The sequence below is a fragment of the Evansella halocellulosilytica genome, from assembly GCF_002335745.1.
Taxonomy (GTDB): domain Bacteria; phylum Bacillota; class Bacilli; order Bacillales; family Salisediminibacteriaceae; genus Bacillus_CA; species Bacillus_CA halocellulosilytica.
This window is the reverse complement of the sequence record NZ_NIST01000001.1, coordinates 2,701,511-2,720,951: the sequence shown is the minus strand read 5'-3', so window position 1 is coordinate 2,720,951 and position 19,441 is coordinate 2,701,511. Positions and strand designations below refer to the sequence as shown.

Sequence of the window (19,441 nt, the reverse complement as noted above, 5' to 3'; positions counted from 1 at the left end):
GTAATACATAAGAGTACCGTTGATATGACAGGAATCTACGAGACTCCTGCGGGAAAAGCGAGCCTGGCGAGACCCCGCAGAACGAAACGAAGTGGATTTTGAGGAGGCTCGCGGTTCGCCCGCGGAAAGCGAGTAGATGGATGGCATATCAACACGATTATCACGGATTCAGGTCAATTTTAATTTGCCATTTTATCTCAGATTAATGATTTTGCCATTCCAGTATTTCAATTCTATTCCCGAACGGATCATGAATATATATCCTCTTTGCGCCGGGCAAATTTTCATCTACGTCATATACGACCTTATGCTGACTTAAGTGATCCTTTAACGCTTCAATATTTTCAACTTCAAAAGCAGGGTGGGCTTTCTTCGCGGAAGTAAATGGCTCTTCAATCCCTATATGTACTTGATAATGGCTAAATTGAAACCAAACTCCTCCCTTTTTCTTTAAAACATCAGGTTTTTCTATTTCAGTAAAACCTAACACTTCTGAATAAAATTTCTTCGCTGCAGCTTCTGAGCCCCGGGGAGCAGCTAATAGGACATGATCGATTCCCTTAAATAAAAAAGACATCGTTTTTCCTCCTTCAAACATTATGAAAAAATAGTTTCGTTCTATTATGATCATATGAAAGATTTAACATTAATAAAATAACATTTAAATTATCATTTTCAATTCGATAAACTTATACATCGCTCCAGTAATAAAAGCGATGCAGGGAAAAACTCTTTCGAGCACATAATGATATATAAATCGCATAGAAAAAACGAGCTAGGAAATGTTTAGTAAAATTCCAGCTCGCTTTTCTCGTTTACGGCTTTTGAGACACTTGTTTATCGAAATTATACATACCGTTTATGAATCTTTCTGCCATCATACGTAAAAACGATTTTCCGGTCTGCGAGCACGGTTTCCAAATGCACTGGGCGTCCCCATAGTTGATAAATATAAGGCAATGTTTTCTCTAAATACTGTGTATCAAGCTCGATATCCTCATATTCATGAGACAAATACAACTCTCCATTTTTTAAATGATCTCCATCTTTTACAACGATATATGGAAAACCTCCATTGACACGACTGCTAATAAGCTGATCTCTTACGTGTTCCCATTCTTTATCAACAATTTTGTAATCTCTGCCTTTTTTCTGAAATAAATACATATCCTCTCTCAGAACGAGATCTTTTGTTAAGTAGTTACGAATAAACGATATATCAGATTCAATTTCACGCACTTCAAATATCTTTTCCCTACCGCTATTAGGTTTCACTCCTTGCTTCTCTTTCATTTCGTCAGTCGGGTTATTATACCGTTCTTCAATATCTTCAAAAACTTTAAGTCCTAAATAATATGGGTTTATTTGCGTTGTTGACGGCTGAATCACGCCTGCATTTAACTTTGCAAACTCTACAGATTCATCTGTTGTTAAATCCATTTCCCGAATAATCCGTTGGTGCCAAAAGGATGCCCAGCCTTCATTCATTATTTTCGTTTCAAGCTGCGGCCAAAAATAAAGCATCTCTTCTCTCATCATTGTTAGAATGTCTCTCTGCCAGTCTTCAAGTTCTCGACTATATTCTTCTATAAACAATAGCAAGTCTTTTTCCGGCTGCGGTGGAAGTTTCTTTTTCTTTTTCGTCAGCTTCATTTTTTTCTCTTTGTTTTCAGAATCATCAAGTGACCACAAATCATCATAATCAGCATTTGCTTTTTGATCTTCTTCTTCATCAAAATAAACATCTTCTTTCGTCCAGCTTAGCTTAGGTCTGACAAGGCTAGGGTCAATATGTTCTTGAACAGCTAAGACAGCATCTAAAAATCTTTCTACATCTTCTTTTCCATGAATCAGTTCATAATGTGCGATTCTTTCTGCAGTTGCTGTCATACTCTCGACCATGTCTCGCCTCGTATTTGAGAAACGGACATTGTTTTTGAAGAAGTCACAATGTGCCAAGACGTGGGCAATAATTAGTTTGTTTTGAATTAAAGAATTCGTATCAAGTAAAAATGCATAGCAAGGATTTGAATTTATGACAAGCTCATAAATTTTACTTAAGCCTAAGTCATATTGTAATTTCATTTTATGAAATTGTTTCCCAAAACTCCAATGTGAGAATCTTGTTGGCATCCCATAAGCACCAAACGTATAAATGATATCAGCTGGGCAGATTTCATAGCGCATCGGATAAAAATCAAGCCCAAATCCTTCTGCAATTTCAGTAATTTCATCGATCGCCTTAATGACTTGTTGGTCCTCCTTCTCCATCGGTTCACCCCCTCTATCATTGTGTTACATCATTGTATGAATAGAATTAAAAATTGATGAAAACAGAAATCATTATTTCTCCTTCTCCCTCTATAATTCATTTCATTGGATTAGTGTCTATTGTAAGGTGAGCGTCCTCTTTCTTACACGAAGTTAACCAATATTAAAAGCAGCCTAATGATACAGGCTGCTTCTAATTTTAGTACAAGTACGCTGCTCCAATAATGACTAGCAAGATGAAGAGCACTAAGATTAATACGAAAGAGTCTCCATATTCTGGAGTCGGACAAGGATCTGCTTTATGAGACATGTATGTCAGCCCCCTTTTCCATTTGGTCATTTTCATCATATGCAAATGCCCTAATAATGAGTGGGCTAATGCCTTAAATTCACATACGAATCATTGTAAACAACACGAGCACAAAGGCATACATCGCACATAACAATAATAAGTACGCATATGGATAACTTTCTTTCCCTTTTCTCCAAACGAAAAAAGCTCCAACAGAAAAAAATAAACCAATTACAAAAACATGAGTAGGGAAGCTCCAATTTCGATCTTCATTTGTCATGACTGAATATGCGGTAACGATTGATACGACTAAGAAAATCGATGTTACAAGTAGATACCATGACCGACTTGATGAAAACAATATGATCACTCCTAATAAACTTATAACGTTTCTTGTATTTATACCCTCTATACATTTAATTTAAAAGGAACACGAATATATTTAACGTTATTTTCCGAAAGAATCCTTATTCCACAAACCTCGATTTATGAAATTTAGTCCTACAAAAAGGAAATTTTTATTTTCCAGTGATTATTGCACTCATTTTGTTTATAATTGAATATTGGAGCCATGAACTTGAATAGAAAGGATTATGCACATGTCTAATGAAACGCCAAGACGTACGTTTGCAATTATCTCCCACCCTGACGCCGGAAAAACAACATTAACTGAAAAGCTGTTACTGCTAGGAGGCGGAATTCGGAGTGCGGGAACTGTTAAAGGGAAAAAATCAGGAAAATTTGCGACATCTGACTGGATGGAAATAGAGAAGCAACGTGGAATCTCGGTTACTTCTAGTGTTATGCAGCTTATTTATGATGATGTTCAAATTAATATATTAGATACCCCTGGTCACCAAGACTTTAGTGAGGACACATACCGGACACTCACAGCAGTGGATACGGCTGTAATGGTTATCGACAGTACAAAAGGGATTGAAGCTCAAACGTTAAAGCTCTTTAAAGTTTGTCGTATGCGCGGAATTCCTATTTTGACCTTTATTAATAAGCTAGACCGTGAAGGGAAAGAACCACTTGACCTTCTTTCTGAAATCGAAGACGTTCTTGAAATGGAAACGTACCCGATGAATTGGCCGATCGGTATGGGGAAAACGTTAAAAGGGATATACAGTATTCCAGATGAAAAGATTGAAATATACAATGATTCTCATGAACGTGAGATTGTTCCATACAATGAACAACAAGTATTGGAAAGCTATGAAAAAGAAAAACTAGAAGAAGATATTATGCTTCTTGAAGAAGCTGGGAATGAATTTACAATGGATAAAGTCCAAAATGGTACATTAACCCCTGTCTTTTTTGGGAGTGCACTTTCAAGCTTCGGTGTCCAATCGTTTTTAGATCAATTTGTTAAGCTAGCAGCAGAGCCTAAGCCGCGTAAGGCATCTGGTGAATATATCGATCCGGAAAGTCATACATTTACCGGATTCATCTTTAAAATCCAAGCAAATATGAATCCGAATCACCGTGACCGGATTGCATTTTTACGAGTATGTTCTGGAAAATTTGAAAGAGGGATGGAAATCACCCTTTCTCGAACTGGCAAAAAGATGAAGCTGAGCCAATCACACTCATTTTTCGCCTCAGATCGTGAAACTGTTGATACAGCAATGCCAGGTGATATTATCGGTATATACGATTCAGGCAACTTTGAAGTCGGTGATACATTAGTGACTGGTAATGAACGAATTGTTTATGAAGAAATGCCTCAGTTCCCTCCTGAAAAATTTGCTAAAGTTACTGCAAAAAATGCATTAAAGCATAAACAATTTCATAAAGGGATGTCTCAGCTCGTTCAAGAAGGTACAATTCAGTTGTATAAAACGCCTTATTTTGAGGATTATATTATCGGTGCCGTTGGAGAGCTTCAATTTCAAGTATTTGAATACCGTATGAAAAACGAATATAACTCTGACATTGAATTTCAACATATGACACATGAGTTAGCTCGCTGGGTGACGAAAGGCGACGTTACAGATAAAATGACCGATAGTCGAAAAATGCTCGTCAAAGATCAACACGGAAGATCCGTCCTTTTATTTGAAAATGATTTTGCTCTTCGTATGTTCCAAGACCGCAATCCAGACATTGAATTATCCACGGGATGGGACCTGTTAGAATAACGTTGAATTACCTTTACAGACCAATAGACTCTGAAAAACGACCTCCATCATAAAGGTCGTTTTTTCACCTACAATTTCTGTTTTCCGAAATTTAAGTGCCTAAAATAAAGAATAAAAAGCCCCTGCTGTTCATCAACGCAGGAGTAAGCTAACCAATTCGATCCTTTTTATATTTCTTTTTTCCGGTTCCTTCACAAAAGCGGCACGACACCTTCATCGTCACAAACCAAATCTTCCTGTCAACCTTCCCAACGCCATTACATTGTTTACAAAGGTAGAAGATGGCCAATCTATCACCGCTTTCCTTTTTTATTATTATACCTTAAAAAACGTTTATTGTAACTTGTCTTACCATTTTTTGATAAAATAATTGTAAAGGCAAACGTTTAATGTAAAAGTCTCACGGGTAAAGAATGATTCTAATTTTGTTGAGAGGGGTGCAGAAAATGAAAAATATATTAGAGCAATTAAAAGAAGTTACGTTTGCCATTCTTCCAATGTCAGTGGTTATTATCATATTACAATTTACAATTATTGGTATGCCCACTGATACATTCATTCAATTTTTAGCTGGAGTCATCATGGTTGGTTTAGGGTTGTTTCTTTTTTTAGTTGGAGTACATATAGGATTACTACCAATTGGTGAATTGATTGGCTCAACTTTACCAAAAACTAAAAAGCCATTGCTCATTATTGGAGTCGGTTTTATTTTAGGTGTCGTAGTCACTCTGGCTGAGCCGGATGTTCGAGTTCTTGCCTTTCAAGTCGATGAAGTGTCTAGCGGTGAAATCTCAAATACTATCCTCGTTTATGCTGTTGCTCTAGGGGTAGGTATATTTGTTGCTATGGCAATGGCAAGAACATTGTTAGGTATACCATTAAAGTATATACTTTGTATTGGATACGGATTCGTTTTTATACTTGCTCTTTTTACTCCAAGTAATTTCATTCCGATATCCTTTGACGCTGGTGGGGTAACAACTGGACCTATGACTGTTCCTTTTATCCTTGCACTAGGGGTAGGTGTTTCATCCGTCTTAAGAGGAAAGTCATCTACAAATGATGGGTTTGGACTTGTAGCACTCGCTTCAATCGGTCCAATTTTATCGGTCATGATACTAGGGGTGATTTACGGGTGATTATGGAGCTATTTCACGGTTTTGATCATGTTCTCCTAGAAGTTACAATGGCTATTCTTCCTTTACTTATCTTTTTCGTTATTTTTCAGTTTTTCTTCCTTAAATTAAACAAGGAAAAAATAAAAAATATCATAATTGGTTTACTTTTTACTTTTGCTGGACTCGCACTTTTTTTACAAGGTGTTGAAGTTGGGTTCTATCCGGCTGGAACTGAAATTGGAAATCTTCTTGGAGAAAGGGAAAATACAATTATACTATTGCCTCTCCTAGGATTCCTCTTCGGATTTGTGGCTACATTTGCTGAACCAGCAGTAAGGATATTAAATCATGAAGTTGAAAAGGTAACGGCTGGTTCAATTTCTAGTACTGTAATGTTAATTACGTTGTCTATTGGTGTAGCTGTATCAATTTCTTTATCAATGATTAGAATATTAGTAGGGATTCCATTATGGTATTTTATTATACCTGGCTATGCCATTGCAATTATTCTGTTATTTATTTCAAAAGATAGATTTATCTCTATTGCCTTTGATGCAGGCGGTGTAGCTACAGGGCCAATGACTGTCACTTTTATTATGGCTATTGCTGTAGGTTTAGCCTCCGTAATCGAAGGTCGTGATCCTTTAATGGATGGGTTTGGAATGATTGCACTCGTTGCCCTTACTCCCATTTTATCAGTACTAATTTTAGGAATAATATTCACATATAAGGAGCGGGTAGAAAATGATTCCTAAACGATTAGAGCAAAAGTTGTTAGTTACGATCGTAAAAAAGGGAAAAGCAAAAAAAGTGATGAAGGCCGCAAAAAATGCCGGTGTTAGTGGCGGCACAATTATGATCGGGTCAGGAATTGGTATTCATGAAAGAGAAAAAATATTTGGCATAGATGCAATCTATGAAAAGGAATTAATTATAAACCTCGTTCATCAAGATCTATTACCTGATACTTTAGATCGTGTAATTGATGCAGCAGAACTAAATCGGCCGGGGAAAGGTATTGGATTTATTATAGATGTTAAAAGAACATTTGGAATTGCCCACAGAAAGCAAGAGGAAGACTCAAAGGAGGATTTACATATGGTGACAGATGACCTTAAACATCGTGGGTTTGACCTAATTATTACAATTGTCAATAAAGGTGACGCTGGAAAAGTAATCAATGCATCCAAAAAAGGAGGATCTGAAGGTGGTACAGTTATAAACGGTCGCGGTAGTGGAATACATGAAAAAGCAAAGCTTCTTTCTATACACATTGAACCTGAGAAGGATATTGTTTTAACATTAATAAAAAAATCATTAACAAATAATGTTCTCGAAGCACTTGAAGAACATGTTAATATAAATGAACCAGGTAGAGGTATCGCTTTTGTCCTACCCGTTGAACAAACCGTTGGCATTCACCACCTAATGAATGAAGATACAAAATAGTAAATGTGACCGATACTCAATAGCGGGGAATTAAACTCTTCGCTATTTTTTCTTGAGATATACTCTCTGCATGTTATACTCAACTACGTTGGAGGTGATAGGTTGAAAATGCATCCATACCTCATTATCACAGCGGCAATATTATTTTTTTCAGGAAATTTTATCGTAGGTAAAGCACTTGAAGGAACGGTTCCGCCTTTTACATTAGCTTTATTCCGCTTTATATCTGCAACGTTATTTTTACTTCCATTTTGCTATAAAACAATCGTTTTAAACCACCCATTATGGAAGAAAGAGTGGAAACCACTTATCGGACTCTCAATTACAGGTATCGTCCTCTTTAACGGATGTCTTTATTTGTCCGTTAATTATACGAGCTCGATAAATGCAGCAATCGTTGATGCGTTAACGCCTGCTGTCGCTGCGATTTTAGGGTTTATATTATTAAAGGAAACATTAACAAAAGGGCAATCTTTTGGCATTGTTCTTTCTTTTGGTGGCATTCTGTGGATTATAACAAGAGGCTCTTTGGAGACTTTGTTGTCGTTATCTTTTAATATTGGTGACATAATCATGTTGGTTGGAATCATCTTCTGGGCGATTTATTCAATTATTATAAAGCAGCACAGTCACAAGTTTCCTATTATAGCTGGCCTTGTGATGACAATGATTATTGGCTGTATCATTTTGTTGCCGATCTCCATCATTGAATGGTTCACCGTTGGTTTTCCTAACCTCAGAAGCTGGCAAGTAATCGTAGGTATTATTTATATTGGAATCTTCCCGTCCGCTTTAGCTTTACTCGCTTGGTACCGCGGTGTCCGTGAAGTTGGCCCTGCGAAAGCATCTATCTTTTTTAATTTAGTACCTGTGTTCACAACCATCTTATCGATCTTATTTTTAAATGAATCATTTACGCAGCACCAGCTTTTCGGAGGAATGATCGTTCTTGTTGGCGTCTATTTATCTACGAGAGTGCCTAAATCGGTTCGTAAAGGAGCACATGTGTTAAGCAAAGCGAAATAAAATAAAAAGAAGTGATAGATAGTATAAGAAAAGCGCAAGGCGCCCGTCTATCGGCGAAAAGCGCTGGAGTCCCGACATAAAGAAGTCCGAACTTAGACTTCAAATGGCGGGGCGAAGCGACCTCGAGCCGAAAACTGCTGTCTCTTCCTCTTCTAGTATCACTTTGAAGCTAGATCCGTCGAGACAACTCGTAGCCTACTCGTGTAGTTAACGCTCGTGCCTGAAGTCTAGACAACAATCGAGAGATTGAAATTTTATAAATTCTTATCTTTTAAGAAAGACTGCAACAACTTTTACAAAATGACAGATCCTTTTTATATAAAGCGTTGTAGTCTTTCCTACAATCCAAAGATAGACTAACGAGTAATCAATAAAATATTTTGTCCTTTAAATTATCTCTTAAATGTTGACGCTGCTTTTATTGCCGTCTGCCAACCTTTATAAAGCTCCTTCCGCTCACTATCTTCCATGCTCGGTGTAAATGTATTGTCAATCTTCCACTGTTGAGCAATGACACTTTTATCTTCCCAAAAACCTACAGCAAGCCCAGATAGGTAGGCTGCACCAAGTGCTGTCGTTTCCTGTATAACTGGACGCTCAACTGAAACATTAAGTAAATCACTTTGAAACTTCATTAAGAAATTATTAGCAACCGCTCCCCCATCTACACGAAGCTTTTTTAACTTAATCTTTGAATCAGCTTCCATCGCTTGAACGACATCTTTCGTTTGATAAGCAAGAGATTCAAGTGTTGCTCGAACAAAATGTTCCTTTTGTGTTCCTCTTGTTAACCCAAATACAGCACCGCGGACATCACTATCCCAATACGGGGTACCGAGTCCAACAAAAGCAGGAACGACGTATACTCCCTCTGTTGAAGAAATGCTATCGGCATACTTTTCTGTTTCTGATGCTGTTTTAATTAAACGTAAACCGTCTCTTAGCCATTGAATCGCGGAACCTGCAATAAAGATACTTCCCTCAAGAGCATATTCAATCTTTCCATCTATTCCCCAAGCGATAGTCGTTAATAAACCATGCTCAGATTTGACTGCATCTTCCCCTGTATTCATAAGCATAAAGCAGCCAGTACCGTACGTATTTTTAGCCATTCCTTTCTCATAACATGCCTGACCGAACAAAGCTGCCTGTTGGTCTCCAGCAGCACCAGCGATCGGGACTTCTTCCCCAAAAAAGTGATAATCGATTGTTGTACTGTAAACCTCTGAAGAGGGACGTACTTCCGGAAGCATTTCCTTTGGAACAGTTAATATCTCTAACAATTCATCATCCCATGTTAAATCGTAAATATTAAACATTAGCGTACGGGAAGCATTTGTATAATCTGTGACATGTACTTTACCGCCTGACAATTTCCAAATTAACCAAGTATCGATCGTACCAAATAGAAGTTTCCCAGATTCAGCTTTCTCTCTTGCTCCTTCTACTTTGTCTAAAATCCATTTTACTTTCGTACCTGAAAAATAGGGGTCGATCAGTAATCCTGTTTTATTACGGAATATGTCATTTAATCCATTGTTACGAAGTTCCTCACATATAGAGTCTGTTTGTCTAGACTGCCAAACAATTGCGTTATATACTGGTTTCCCAGATTCTTGATCCCAAACGACCGTTGTTTCACGCTGGTTTGTAATTCCTATTGAAGCTATTTCGTTTGCATTTACTTCTGCTTTGTTTAGCACCTCTGCAATAACCGCCAAAATAGATGACCAAATCTCATTTGGGTTATGCTCAACCCATCCAGGCTCAGGAAAATGTTGTGTAATTTCCTTCTGAGCAACATCGACAATTTCTCCATCATGATTAAATAGTATCGCTCTTGAACTTGTCGTCCCTTGGTCTAGTGATAAAATGTATTTTTTCATCCTTTTCTCCTCCTATGCTTGTTTTGTATTTTGAGTCACGCCGCTACGTGGCACTTCAACATCCTGTTTATCCATATAACGCGAAATAAATAAAACAATAAAAAATGCAGCTAAGAAAAACCAAAGTGATTGATAAAGGATCCCTTCAAATGCCGCTGCATAAAAAAGAGCACCTAAGCCTCCTCCAATAATCGGACCAGCAATTGGGATCCAAGAATATGACCAATTGGATGATCCCTTCCCTTTAATCGGTAATAATGCATGGGCAATTCTTGGTCCTAAATCTCGAGCAGGGTTTATCGCATAACCTGTCGTACCACCGAGTGATAAACCAATGACTACAATTAGTAATCCGACAATTAACGGGTTTAAACCTTGAGTAAACTCATTCGCTCCAATCGCTAGCAAGCCTAATACTAATACAAAAGTCCCTAGTGCTTCACTAAAAAAGTTAGACGGTGTGTGTTTAATAGCAGGGTCAGTCGCAAAGACACCAAGCTTTGCCCCTTTGTCATTTGTCCTATTAAAGTGTGCATAATAATGAAACCAAACAAGAGTTGCCCCAATAATTGCACCAAGTATTTGGGCAATTATGTAACTCGGTACTTCACTCCATGCATGTTCACCTACTAAAGCCATCCCAATTGTAACTGCAGGGTTTATATGTGCTCCGCTTATTTCTCCAACAGCATAAACAGCCATGGCAACGCCGAGTCCCCATGCAAAGGTAACGACAATCCAGCCTCCTTTCTCCGCTTTTGAGTCTTTTAATGCAACTCCAGCTACAACACCAGCACCAAAAATAATAAGCAACATCGTACCAATTAACTCTCCTAAAAATGGTGACATTTCCCGCTTCCCCCTCATAAATATAATGTTGAAAAAAAAAGACCAACAGAATTTCACCTAGACTTATAGACTAGGTTAGATTCCATTGGTCTCCATACTCTCCATAGAAAAATAATAATATGAACTTAAGTAAATTCAAACACAAATTGAAAACGCTGTCAACATGTATTAATTTATTTTAAATCTTGGTGACTATGAAAAATAACTTCTTTACCAAAGTATTCGGTTTGAAGTTGTAATCGCAGATGCTCCAGCTTTTACAGCTGCTTGAACTTCCTCTTGGGTCCGAATTAACCCTCCAGCAATAATTGGAATGTTAGCCTTTTCATTAATTTCTGAAATAATATGTGGGATAATCCCTGGCAAAACTTCAATACAGTTCGGTTTAATTGTCTCAATCATATTATAGCTGGATTCCAATGCGATTGAATCTAATAGAAACAACCGTTGTATCGTGATTAAATTAGCCTTCTTAGCTGTTAATAACACGTTTTTCCTTGTAGAAATCAAGCCTGCTGGATGTATTGTCCTACACAAAAATTGAGCAGCATATTCGTCATTTTTTAAGCCTTGTACTAAATCAGCATGAAGTAAAACTTTCTTTTTATGATCATGCAGCATTTTCACAACGGATTTTAACTGACCAATATGTGTATTCAGTAGGACAATATATTCATAATCGGTTTTAACTACTTTTTCTAAATCTCTTAAGTCACGAATCGCAGGAAGAACTGTGGAATTAAAAATATTTATCATTCCCTTTCAATGTTTTTATACACATAGTAATTAATATATCAATTAAACGCGTTCCCGAACAAGTCATATCAACCATTAAATACCCAATTAACATACCTCAAAGACGGCTTCAGTATGCGAATGATGCTTTCCTAAGAGCGTTATGCTTTCGTGCTTAATGACGCAATGCTGACGTTATACAGTTGTCTATAAACTGGATTAGAAAAGCCGTCTCATATAACCATCGCCAAATGCGATAGTTAGAGACGGCTTGTTTCGTTCATCTTTAATTCATATAACTAATTAATTCGTTTTGGTATGTTTGAGGTTGACTTCTTTTCTCCGTTAGACGGCGGTACAGATTCATTAACTGATCTAGCTCCTGACTATATTGTACCGTTTCATCAGAAGTAAAACCTTTCCTCTTAGCAGCTTCAATCATCATTGACCTTTTCGTTTCCATTTGTTTTTTCAATATTGCATGGATCCCCATTAGTCTCACTCGTTTCTTCCTAGTTAAATCTGAATGAAAGTCTATTACTATTATATGTAAAATATGACAAAAATCAATAGTTTTGCATGGATTTCCTCAAAACTTTTTTTGATATACCTAGTTAATCACCCATTTTATTTTATTATTTTGTGAAAAACAAAAGAAAAGCATGTACGATTACACGCTTCACAAAAAAATATTTACTTCCCTATATGTTTATCGTATTTGCATTGTCTTTGTTTATTCACCATTCACACCTTTTTAAACTTTGCAGTAGCGTCAATGGCCATTTTCCAGCCTTTATAAAGTTCATCCCTTTTCTCAGCAAGAATTTCCGGATTAAATATACGGTCAACCTTCCATTGCATTGCAATTTTTTCTTTGTTTTTCCAAAATCCAACTGCAAGACCAGCTAAATATGCTGCTCCCAGTGCTGTCGTTTCTTGTATAACAGGACGTTCCACTTGCACTCCTAACATATCACTTTGAAACTGCATTAAAAAATGATTCGCAACTGCCCCTCCGTCTACTCGAAGCCTCTTTAATTCTATGTCTGAGTCTGCTTCCATCGCATGAACAACATCTTTCGTTTGGTATGCAAGAGATTCTAATGTAGCCCGAATAAAATGTTCCTTTTCAGTACCGCGCGTAAGACCGAAAACTGCGCCTCGAACGTCACTATCCCAATAAGGTGTACCTAATCCAACAAATGCCGGAACGACATAGACTCCTTCTGTAGAAGCAACTCGATTCGCATAATCTTCCGTTTCAGAAGCTGAATTTATTAAACGTAAGCCATCCCTTAACCATTGAATGGCAGAACCTGCTACAAATATACTTCCCTCTAAAGCATATTCCACTTTACCGTCTATTCCCCATGCTATCGTCGTCAAAAGTCCATGCTCTGATTTTACCGCGACTTCACCTGTATTCATGAGCATAAAACAGCCTGTACCATATGTGTTTTTGGCAGTACCTTTTTCAAAGCATGCCTGGCCAAATAATGCTGCTTGCTGATCTCCTGCTACACCTGCAATCGGTACTTCCTCACCAAAAAAATGATAATCAATCGTATTCCCATATATTTCTGATGATGACTTAACCTCAGGTAGCATTGACTCGGGGATCGTAAGAATTTGCAATAGTTCCTCATCCCATTTTAATTCGTGAATATTGTACATTAATGTCCGTGAAGCATTTGTATAATCAGTTACGTGTGTACTGCCTCCAGTCAGCTTCCATATTAACCACGTATCAATTGTGCCAAATAACAGTTTTCCTTGTTTAGCTTTTTCTCGAGCTCCATCCACTTCATCGAGGATCCATTTTACTTTTGTTCCTGAAAAATAGGCATCAATTAATAAACCGGTTTTTTCACGGAATGTATTATTATACCCTTTACTTTTTAAATCTTCACAAATCTCATCCGTTTGTCGAGACTGCCAGACGATTGCATGATAAACAGGGTTTCCAGTCTCTTTATCCCAAACAACTGCCGTTTCTCGCTGATTTGTTATTCCGATCGCTGCAACTTCACTCGCCTTTACCTCTGCTTTGTTTAAAACCTCTGCCAGGACCGCTAAGATGGAAGACCAAATTTCATTCGCATTATGCTCTACCCAACCAGGTTTAGGGAAGATCTGGGTAAATTCCTTTTGTGCAATGTCGATAATTTCCCCATCATGATTAAATAGTATTGCTCGAGAACTCGTCGTTCCTTGGTCTAAAGCTAAAATATACTTCTTTTCATTCATGCTTTTTCTTCCTCCTTCCCTGCCTACACCTATTTTAAGACAATAATGCGCATCACGTAAACGAACAACTTTCTAGTTGCAATAGACAGACTCCCGAAAGGCTGACTCATAAGTACTAGGTACCTCCGCCATCGACAATAAATAACTGGTGCTTTTTCATCAATGTATGGGAGGCACCTGGTACTTCTTATTATGTGAATCTAGCTCTTCATTTTTTTCTATTCTTCTCCTTGCATGCGATTATATTGTTCAATTGCATTTTCTATTTCTTCGGTAGCCTGATCTAATAATTGTTGTGGATCGCCTCCTTGATAAAGGGATTCAATGGCATTTTCTACAATGTTTCGAGCTTCAGGAAATACCCCCATTAATGCCCCTTGTGTCGCTGGTGTCAAACTCGTGTTTTGAAGTTGTTCTATACTCGTTAAAAATTGAGGGAATTCTTCATATATTTCTTGAAGTTCAGCCTCATCATAAGCTTCTGTTGTGATCGGAAAGTAACCAGTTGCTCCTGCCCACTTCGCTTGAACTTCAGGCTTCGTCGTATATTTGATAAATTCAAATGCAGCATTTTGCTCTTCTTCAGGAACACTATTCGTCATCCATAATGAACCGCCACCGACGATGACGCCTTGAGGGTCCATTCCATCCGGAACCGGCAAGTAAGCCGTACCGACTTCAAAATCTGCAGAATTGACATTCCCGCTAGTTGCTGCCGTTGAATCCAAGTACATCGCAACACGCTCAGCTGCAAAAGCGGAACGGATATCATCCCATTGCCGTCCATAATTCCCTATTGTGCCAGCTTCATTCATTTCATTCAGCCATTCAAACACGTTTACTCCTGGTTCATCATTTATTAATGCTTCCGATCCATCTCCAGTACGCCCATTATCATTATTTAAATAAAGTGCCCCTTGATTTGCAAGCAGCTGTTCAAAAAACCAGCCATAAATCAAGATGCTGAAACCATGTACTTCCGTATTTCCACCAGAAGTAATCGTTAATTGTTCTGCTGCTTCTTTTACTTCGTTAAACGTTTGTGGTGGACTTTCAGGATCTAGCCCTGCCTCCTCAAACATATCTTTATTGTAGAACATAATAGCATTTGATGTATTAAAAGGCATTGAATACAACTGCCCATCAATTTCATAGTAACCCATAATATTTTCCTCAAAACTTGAAGTATCAACATTGTGTTCATCAATAAACGTTTGTACTGGTTCAATAAAACCACTTTCGCTCATGAATTTTGTCCCTACTTCGTATACTTGAACGATTGATGGTGCTTCAGCTGTTCCTCCTACAGCACGCAGCTGATTGAGCAGCTCCTCATAACTACCTTGATAAACGGGTTCGACGAATACATCTTCTTGAGATTGATTAAAATCATCAACCATCTCCTCAATCGCTTCACCAGGTCCACCGCCCATTGCATGCCAGAAGCTCACATGGACTTTTCCATCTTCTGTATAATTCACCTCACTTTCTCCGCTTCCACAAGCAGCTAACACGAACAAGGTCATCATTACGACTAGAAATTGACTGTGACGAACGCCCCTTCTTAACATCTACCTTCCCCCTTATCCATTTATCCCTTAACAGCACCAGCAGTTAAACCACGCTTTAATTGGTTTAACCCTAGTACTAGAAGGACCAAAGTAGGTAATAAAACCATAACGACGCCTGCCATCACGACGTTCCATGAAGTTCCCGTTTCGGCTGAAACCATCATCTTCAGTCCAATTTGTACGGTTCGGACATCGTTGTTATTTGTTACTAACAATGGCCACAAATACATATTCCATGTTGTTAAAAAACCGTAAATCCCTAATGCACTTAACATCGGTTTTGATAAAGGTAAAACGAACGAACGATAAAATCTGAATCTCGTACAGCCATCGATTTGGGCAGATTCATAAAGCTCTCTAGGAATCGTCAAGAAATGCTGTCGTAATAAAAAGATTCCAAAAGCAATTGCAAAAAATGGGATCGTTAACCCTGGATACGTGTTAACCCATCCAAGGTTCATGACTGTGACATAGTTTGGAATAATCGTTGCTTCCCACGGTATAAGCATTGTTGAAATAAATAAAAAGAAAATAAAGTTTCTTCCTTTAAACGGAATAAATACAATTGCAAACGCAGCTAAACTGCAAAGTAACAATTGTCCGACCATGACTGTAAATGACACAATAAAACTATTTAATAAAAAATGAAATAATGGAACACTGTTAAATGCACGAATGTAATTGTCAAATGACAAGGTTGAAGGAATCATAGCCCCTCTGTTAATTTCTGCTGTTGTCATAAAGCTTGCTGAAATCGCATAAAGGACAGGAAAAGTGATAACCAATGCCGAGAGAATTAACAAGGAATAGACAATCACTTTTTTCATCATTGATAATGCACCTTCTTTTCACCGACTTTAAATTGAATAAATGTAAATATAAGCACTAAGATAAATAATACAATCGCTTGTGCACTTGCATAACCGAAATACCCATTATAAAACGCTTCACGGAAGATTGAATAAACAATCAAGTTCGTACTATTTGCTGGGCCTCCACCGGTCAAAATATCGATTTGTCCAAATGTTTGAAAAGAATTGATGATCGTGACGACACTTACGAAAAATAATGTCGGAGATAATAGCGGAATCGTAATTTTAAACAACTGAGTCCAATAACCAGCTCCATCAATTTTTGCACTTTCGTATAATTCACCAGAAATGTTTTGAAGACCGCCTAATAATACGATGAAATTAAAACCTATGTTCATCCAAATCGTCGTAACCGCTACAGAGATTAAGGCTACGTTTGGGGAAGTAAGCCATTCTACCCCACTAAGACCAATTGCATGAAGAATATTGTTAAATACACCTAGACTCGGATGAAATAACAACAACCATATTGTTGCACCTGCTGCGACTGACACCCCGAGTGTAGAAGCAAAGACGACTCTAAAAATAGGAACTCCTTTCACTTTTTCGTTCGCTATAATCGCTAAAAAAAGTGAAATGATAATTGTCGTAGGAACGGTGTATAATGCAAAAAGAAATGTTGCTTTCATACTCGTTCGAAATGCAGTGGACTCCCATAAGGAAAGATAATTCTCTAAGCCTATAAATGTTAACGTCATTCCACTTGCATTTGTAACAAAAAAACTATAATAAAGTGTTCGAATCATAGGGTAAAAGAGGAATACACTGACAATAAGCAATGCTGGTAACAAATATAATAAACCAGCAGCTAGGTTCTCCCATTCTTTTCTCTTTCTCGATTTCCGTTTCAAAATACTTGTATCCGCTTTCAAATCACCAGATAATTTAGTTTCAGCCATTGTTTTAACCTCCTTTACACTCTCATAAGTAAAAAAAGAGAAAACTCCCTTTGCACATACCTATTCTGCAATAAAGGTATATAGTCCAAAGGGGTTTTCTCTTCATCTCTAACCCATTATATGTGATTCGTTAACGTTAATCTCATTAACTATTCAAGTTATTTTGTATATATTTATGAATTTATTGATTTATGCTTCAGCTTTACAATTTTTTTAACAATCATATTTAATTTCAAATAAATCTTTTCTCCTGTCTTTCCATTGAGTAACACTGCCATTTTTACGAATGCGACGGAGAATTTCAAGGTCAACGTCACCAACAACGACTGTTTCAATGTTCGGATTACACTCGCCAACTATCCCATCACGCGGAAACTCAAAGTCTGATGGTGTAAAAATACCCGATTGTGCATATTGAATATCCATATTTTCTACTTGAGTTAAATTACCAACTGTTCCTGCAATCATCGTATACACTTGATTTTCAATTGCGCGTGCTTGTGCACAGTATCGAACGCGTAAGTATCCTTGGCGCTCATCGGTACAAAATGGTGCAAAAATAATGTTTGCGCCTTTTTCTGTCGCAATCCTCGATAATTCTGGGAACTGTATATCGTAACAGATTTGGATCGCAATTTTACCACAGTCCGTGTCAAACACTTCAACTTTATCACCGCCTTGAATCCCCCAAAACTTACGCTCGTTCGGTGTGATGTGAAGTTTGTATTGCTTTTCAATCGTTCCGTCTCGTCGGAATAAATAAGCAATATTAAAAATTTTCCCCTCTTCTTCAACGAAATGAGATCCACCAATTATGTTTACATTGTATTTGATCGCAAGTTCAGTAAAAAGACTAATATAATCTTCTGTAAACTCAGTTAATCGGCGAATCGCTTTACTTGGACTTTTTTCTTCAATAAATGATAGGAGCTGCGTCGTAAATATTTCCGGGAATACAACAAAATCAGAATGGTAGCTTGCACCAACATCTGCATAATACTCACATTGCTTTGCAAATTCTTCAAACGAATCGATGCTTTTCATCATATATTGAATCGCACAAATTCTTACTGGAAAAGACGTCTTAAATTGACGCTTCGTTGTTGGCTGATAATCAACATTATTCCACTCCATCAACGTCGCATATTTCATCGAAGCCATGTCGTCATCTAAATAATTTTTATTCACACGTTTTAGTGTAAATCCGTTCATTACTTGGAATGTTAAAACGGGGTCATAAATACTATGTCTCATCACTTCTTCAACGTATTGTCTTGGTGTCATCTCGCTAGCATGTTTATTATAATTCGGAATTCTCCCGCCAATAATAATACTTTTTAAATTTAGCTGTCTAGCTAAATCTTTCCGGGCTTCGTACAGTCTTCTCCCGACTTTCATTCTTCGATATTCAGGATCGACAGCTATTTCAATACCATATAAATTATAGCCCTCTGAATCGTGATTTGTAATATAACCTTCATCAGTAATCTCATCCCATGTATGTTGGTCATCATATTCATCAAAATTAATGATCAAACTTGAGCAAGATCCGATTATTTCTCCTTCTAGCTCAACACAAAATTGCCCCTCGGGAAAAATATCAAGGTGACTTTTTAACTGTTCCTTCTTCCAAGGGTCCATCTTAGGGAAACAAGTTTTCCCTAATGCAATAATCTTATCTATATCATCTTCACGGATGTTGCGAATAATTATCTTTTTTTCATACCTCGACATATCAAGCTGACTCATTTTTCCACCCTCTTCATAAAATGCTTGTGATCTAAAGTAATTGCTTTCATTGTAGCTATGATACTCAACAGTCAAATTATAATCCAAAGGTATGAATAAATAAATGAGATCCTTGAATTAACTATTCGTAAAAAAGGAGGTATCTATATTGTGTGGAGGGGATTGTTTAAAAAACACTTGCTTGCACCCCTGAACACAAGTGCGACATCTACTCGCGCTGCACGTCGTTTATATTCGTAGTGTCTTCTTTGCCACGGGCAAGGCTTTAGCTAATTGGGGTAAGTATCTTATCAATAGAAAAGTGTAAAAATAACATAAAATCAATCCTTTTAC

18 protein-coding genes are annotated in these 19,441 nt (G+C 37.5%); 5 read left to right on the top strand and 13 right to left on the bottom strand.

Translation table 11 applies throughout. From position 1 onward, the window contains the following. Positions 1-202 precede the first annotated feature (202 nt). From CD001_RS12900 to CD001_RS12885, 4 genes are all read right to left on the bottom strand, one after another. Complete coding sequence (locus CD001_RS12900; protein ID WP_096188104.1) at positions 203-577, bottom strand: VOC family protein; 375 nt, start codon at positions 575-577, stop codon at positions 203-205. A gap of 269 nt (positions 578-846) precedes the next feature. After that, positions 847-2,271, bottom strand: a complete 1,425-nt coding sequence (locus CD001_RS12895) for a SpoVR family protein (RefSeq protein ID WP_096188103.1) — start codon at positions 2,269-2,271, stop codon at positions 847-849. A 199-nt stretch (positions 2,272-2,470) separates the two neighbouring features. After that, complete coding sequence (locus tag CD001_RS12890; RefSeq protein WP_142303588.1) at positions 2,471-2,581, bottom strand: YjcZ family sporulation protein; 111 nt, start codon at positions 2,579-2,581, stop codon at positions 2,471-2,473. 79 nt (positions 2,582-2,660) lie between these two features. Then, positions 2,661-2,924, bottom strand: a complete 264-nt coding sequence (locus CD001_RS12885; RefSeq protein WP_096188101.1) for a hypothetical protein — start codon at positions 2,922-2,924, stop codon at positions 2,661-2,663. Positions 2,925-3,162: 238 nt separating this feature from the next. On the opposite strand from CD001_RS12885, the gene CD001_RS12880 reads away from it, so the two are divergent. From CD001_RS12880 to CD001_RS12860, 5 genes are all read left to right on the top strand, one after another. Further along, positions 3,163-4,707: a peptide chain release factor 3 gene (locus tag CD001_RS12880; protein ID WP_096188100.1), complete on the top strand. Its 1,545-nt coding sequence runs from the start codon at positions 3,163-3,165 to the stop codon at positions 4,705-4,707. A gap of 446 nt (positions 4,708-5,153) precedes the next feature. Beyond that, positions 5,154-5,846, top strand: a complete 693-nt coding sequence (locus tag CD001_RS12875) for a DUF1538 domain-containing protein (protein WP_096188099.1) — start codon at positions 5,154-5,156, stop codon at positions 5,844-5,846. Continuing rightward, entirely contained in the window at positions 5,843-6,580 is a 738-nt protein-coding gene (locus CD001_RS12870) for a DUF1538 domain-containing protein (protein WP_096188098.1), read from the top strand. The genes CD001_RS12875 and CD001_RS12870 overlap by 4 nt, the downstream gene beginning before the upstream one ends. Beyond that, complete coding sequence (locus CD001_RS12865) at positions 6,570-7,274, top strand: P-II family nitrogen regulator (protein ID WP_096188097.1); 705 nt, start codon at positions 6,570-6,572, stop codon at positions 7,272-7,274. The genes CD001_RS12870 and CD001_RS12865 overlap by 11 nt, the downstream gene beginning before the upstream one ends. A gap of 108 nt (positions 7,275-7,382) precedes the next feature. After that, positions 7,383-8,300, top strand: a complete 918-nt coding sequence (locus CD001_RS12860; protein ID WP_257009983.1) for a DMT family transporter — start codon at positions 7,383-7,385, stop codon at positions 8,298-8,300. Between the two features lie 392 nt (positions 8,301-8,692). On the opposite strand, the gene glpK (CD001_RS12855) is transcribed toward CD001_RS12860, so the two are convergent. The 9 genes from glpK (CD001_RS12855) to CD001_RS12815 all read right to left on the bottom strand — a co-directional run bounded on the left by glpK (CD001_RS12855) (position 8,693) and on the right by CD001_RS12815 (position 19,108). After that, positions 8,693-10,186, bottom strand: a complete 1,494-nt coding sequence (gene glpK, locus CD001_RS12855) for a glycerol kinase GlpK (RefSeq protein ID WP_096188095.1) — start codon at positions 10,184-10,186, stop codon at positions 8,693-8,695. Between the two features lie 12 nt (positions 10,187-10,198). After that, a complete protein-coding gene (locus CD001_RS12850) occupies positions 10,199-11,035 on the bottom strand; it encodes an MIP/aquaporin family protein (RefSeq protein WP_096188094.1) in 837 nt (278 codons plus the stop codon). 210 nt (positions 11,036-11,245) lie between these two features. Then, positions 11,246-11,788 (bottom strand): glycerol-3-phosphate responsive antiterminator, encoded by a 543-nt coding sequence (locus tag CD001_RS12845; RefSeq protein WP_407081143.1) that lies wholly within the window; start codon positions 11,786-11,788, stop codon positions 11,246-11,248. 268 nt (positions 11,789-12,056) lie between these two features. Further along, the gene (locus CD001_RS12840) at positions 12,057-12,263 is read right to left on the bottom strand and encodes an aspartyl-phosphate phosphatase Spo0E family protein (RefSeq protein ID WP_179298733.1); all 207 of its coding nucleotides are present in this window, start codon (positions 12,261-12,263) and stop codon (positions 12,057-12,059) included. A gap of 251 nt (positions 12,264-12,514) precedes the next feature. Beyond that, complete coding sequence (glpK, locus tag CD001_RS12835; protein WP_096188091.1) at positions 12,515-14,017, bottom strand: glycerol kinase GlpK; 1,503 nt, start codon at positions 14,015-14,017, stop codon at positions 12,515-12,517. A gap of 218 nt (positions 14,018-14,235) precedes the next feature. Continuing rightward, positions 14,236-15,588 (bottom strand): ABC transporter substrate-binding protein, encoded by a 1,353-nt coding sequence (locus tag CD001_RS12830; protein ID WP_096188090.1) that lies wholly within the window; start codon positions 15,586-15,588, stop codon positions 14,236-14,238. Positions 15,589-15,608: 20 nt separating this feature from the next. Continuing rightward, complete coding sequence (locus CD001_RS12825) at positions 15,609-16,418, bottom strand: carbohydrate ABC transporter permease (protein WP_096188089.1); 810 nt, start codon at positions 16,416-16,418, stop codon at positions 15,609-15,611. Next, complete coding sequence (locus CD001_RS12820) at positions 16,415-17,359, bottom strand: carbohydrate ABC transporter permease (protein WP_096188088.1); 945 nt, start codon at positions 17,357-17,359, stop codon at positions 16,415-16,417. Before CD001_RS12820 ends, CD001_RS12825 begins: the two co-directional genes overlap by 4 nt. A gap of 213 nt (positions 17,360-17,572) precedes the next feature. After that, the gene (locus CD001_RS12815) at positions 17,573-19,108 is read right to left on the bottom strand and encodes a GNAT family N-acetyltransferase (protein WP_096188087.1); all 1,536 of its coding nucleotides are present in this window, start codon (positions 19,106-19,108) and stop codon (positions 17,573-17,575) included. Positions 19,109-19,441 lie beyond the last annotated feature (333 nt).

What these genes read in the sequence shown, in the direction of transcription:
- CD001_RS12900 (WP_096188104.1), bottom strand. Translation starts at nt 577, where the DNA reads ATGTCTTTTTTATTTAAGGGAATCGATCATGTCCTATTAGCTGCTCCC.
- CD001_RS12895 (WP_096188103.1), bottom strand. Translation starts at nt 2,271, where the DNA reads ATGGAGAAGGAGGACCAACAAGTCATTAAGGCGATCGATGAAATTACT.
- CD001_RS12890 (WP_142303588.1), bottom strand. Translation starts at nt 2,581, where the DNA reads ATGTCTCATAAAGCAGATCCTTGTCCGACTCCAGAATATGGAGACTCT.
- CD001_RS12880 (WP_096188100.1), top strand. Translation starts at nt 3,163, where the DNA reads ATGTCTAATGAAACGCCAAGACGTACGTTTGCAATTATCTCCCACCCT.
- CD001_RS12875 (WP_096188099.1), top strand. Translation starts at nt 5,154, where the DNA reads ATGAAAAATATATTAGAGCAATTAAAAGAAGTTACGTTTGCCATTCTT.
- CD001_RS12865 (WP_096188097.1), top strand. Translation starts at nt 6,570, where the DNA reads ATGATTCCTAAACGATTAGAGCAAAAGTTGTTAGTTACGATCGTAAAA.
- CD001_RS12860 (WP_257009983.1), top strand. Translation starts at nt 7,383, where the DNA reads ATGCATCCATACCTCATTATCACAGCGGCAATATTATTTTTTTCAGGA.
- glpK (WP_096188095.1), bottom strand. Translation starts at nt 10,186, where the DNA reads ATGAAAAAATACATTTTATCACTAGACCAAGGGACGACAAGTTCAAGA.
- CD001_RS12850 (WP_096188094.1), bottom strand. Translation starts at nt 11,035, where the DNA reads ATGTCACCATTTTTAGGAGAGTTAATTGGTACGATGTTGCTTATTATT.
- CD001_RS12840 (WP_179298733.1), bottom strand. Translation starts at nt 12,263, where the DNA reads ATGGGGATCCATGCAATATTGAAAAAACAAATGGAAACGAAAAGGTCA.
- glpK (WP_096188091.1), bottom strand. Translation starts at nt 14,017, where the DNA reads ATGAATGAAAAGAAGTATATTTTAGCTTTAGACCAAGGAACGACGAGT.
- CD001_RS12830 (WP_096188090.1), bottom strand. Translation starts at nt 15,588, where the DNA reads ATGTTAAGAAGGGGCGTTCGTCACAGTCAATTTCTAGTCGTAATGATG.
- CD001_RS12825 (WP_096188089.1), bottom strand. Translation starts at nt 16,418, where the DNA reads ATGATGAAAAAAGTGATTGTCTATTCCTTGTTAATTCTCTCGGCATTG.
- CD001_RS12820 (WP_096188088.1), bottom strand. Translation starts at nt 17,359, where the DNA reads ATGGCTGAAACTAAATTATCTGGTGATTTGAAAGCGGATACAAGTATT.
- CD001_RS12815 (WP_096188087.1), bottom strand. Translation starts at nt 19,108, where the DNA reads ATGAGTCAGCTTGATATGTCGAGGTATGAAAAAAAGATAATTATTCGC.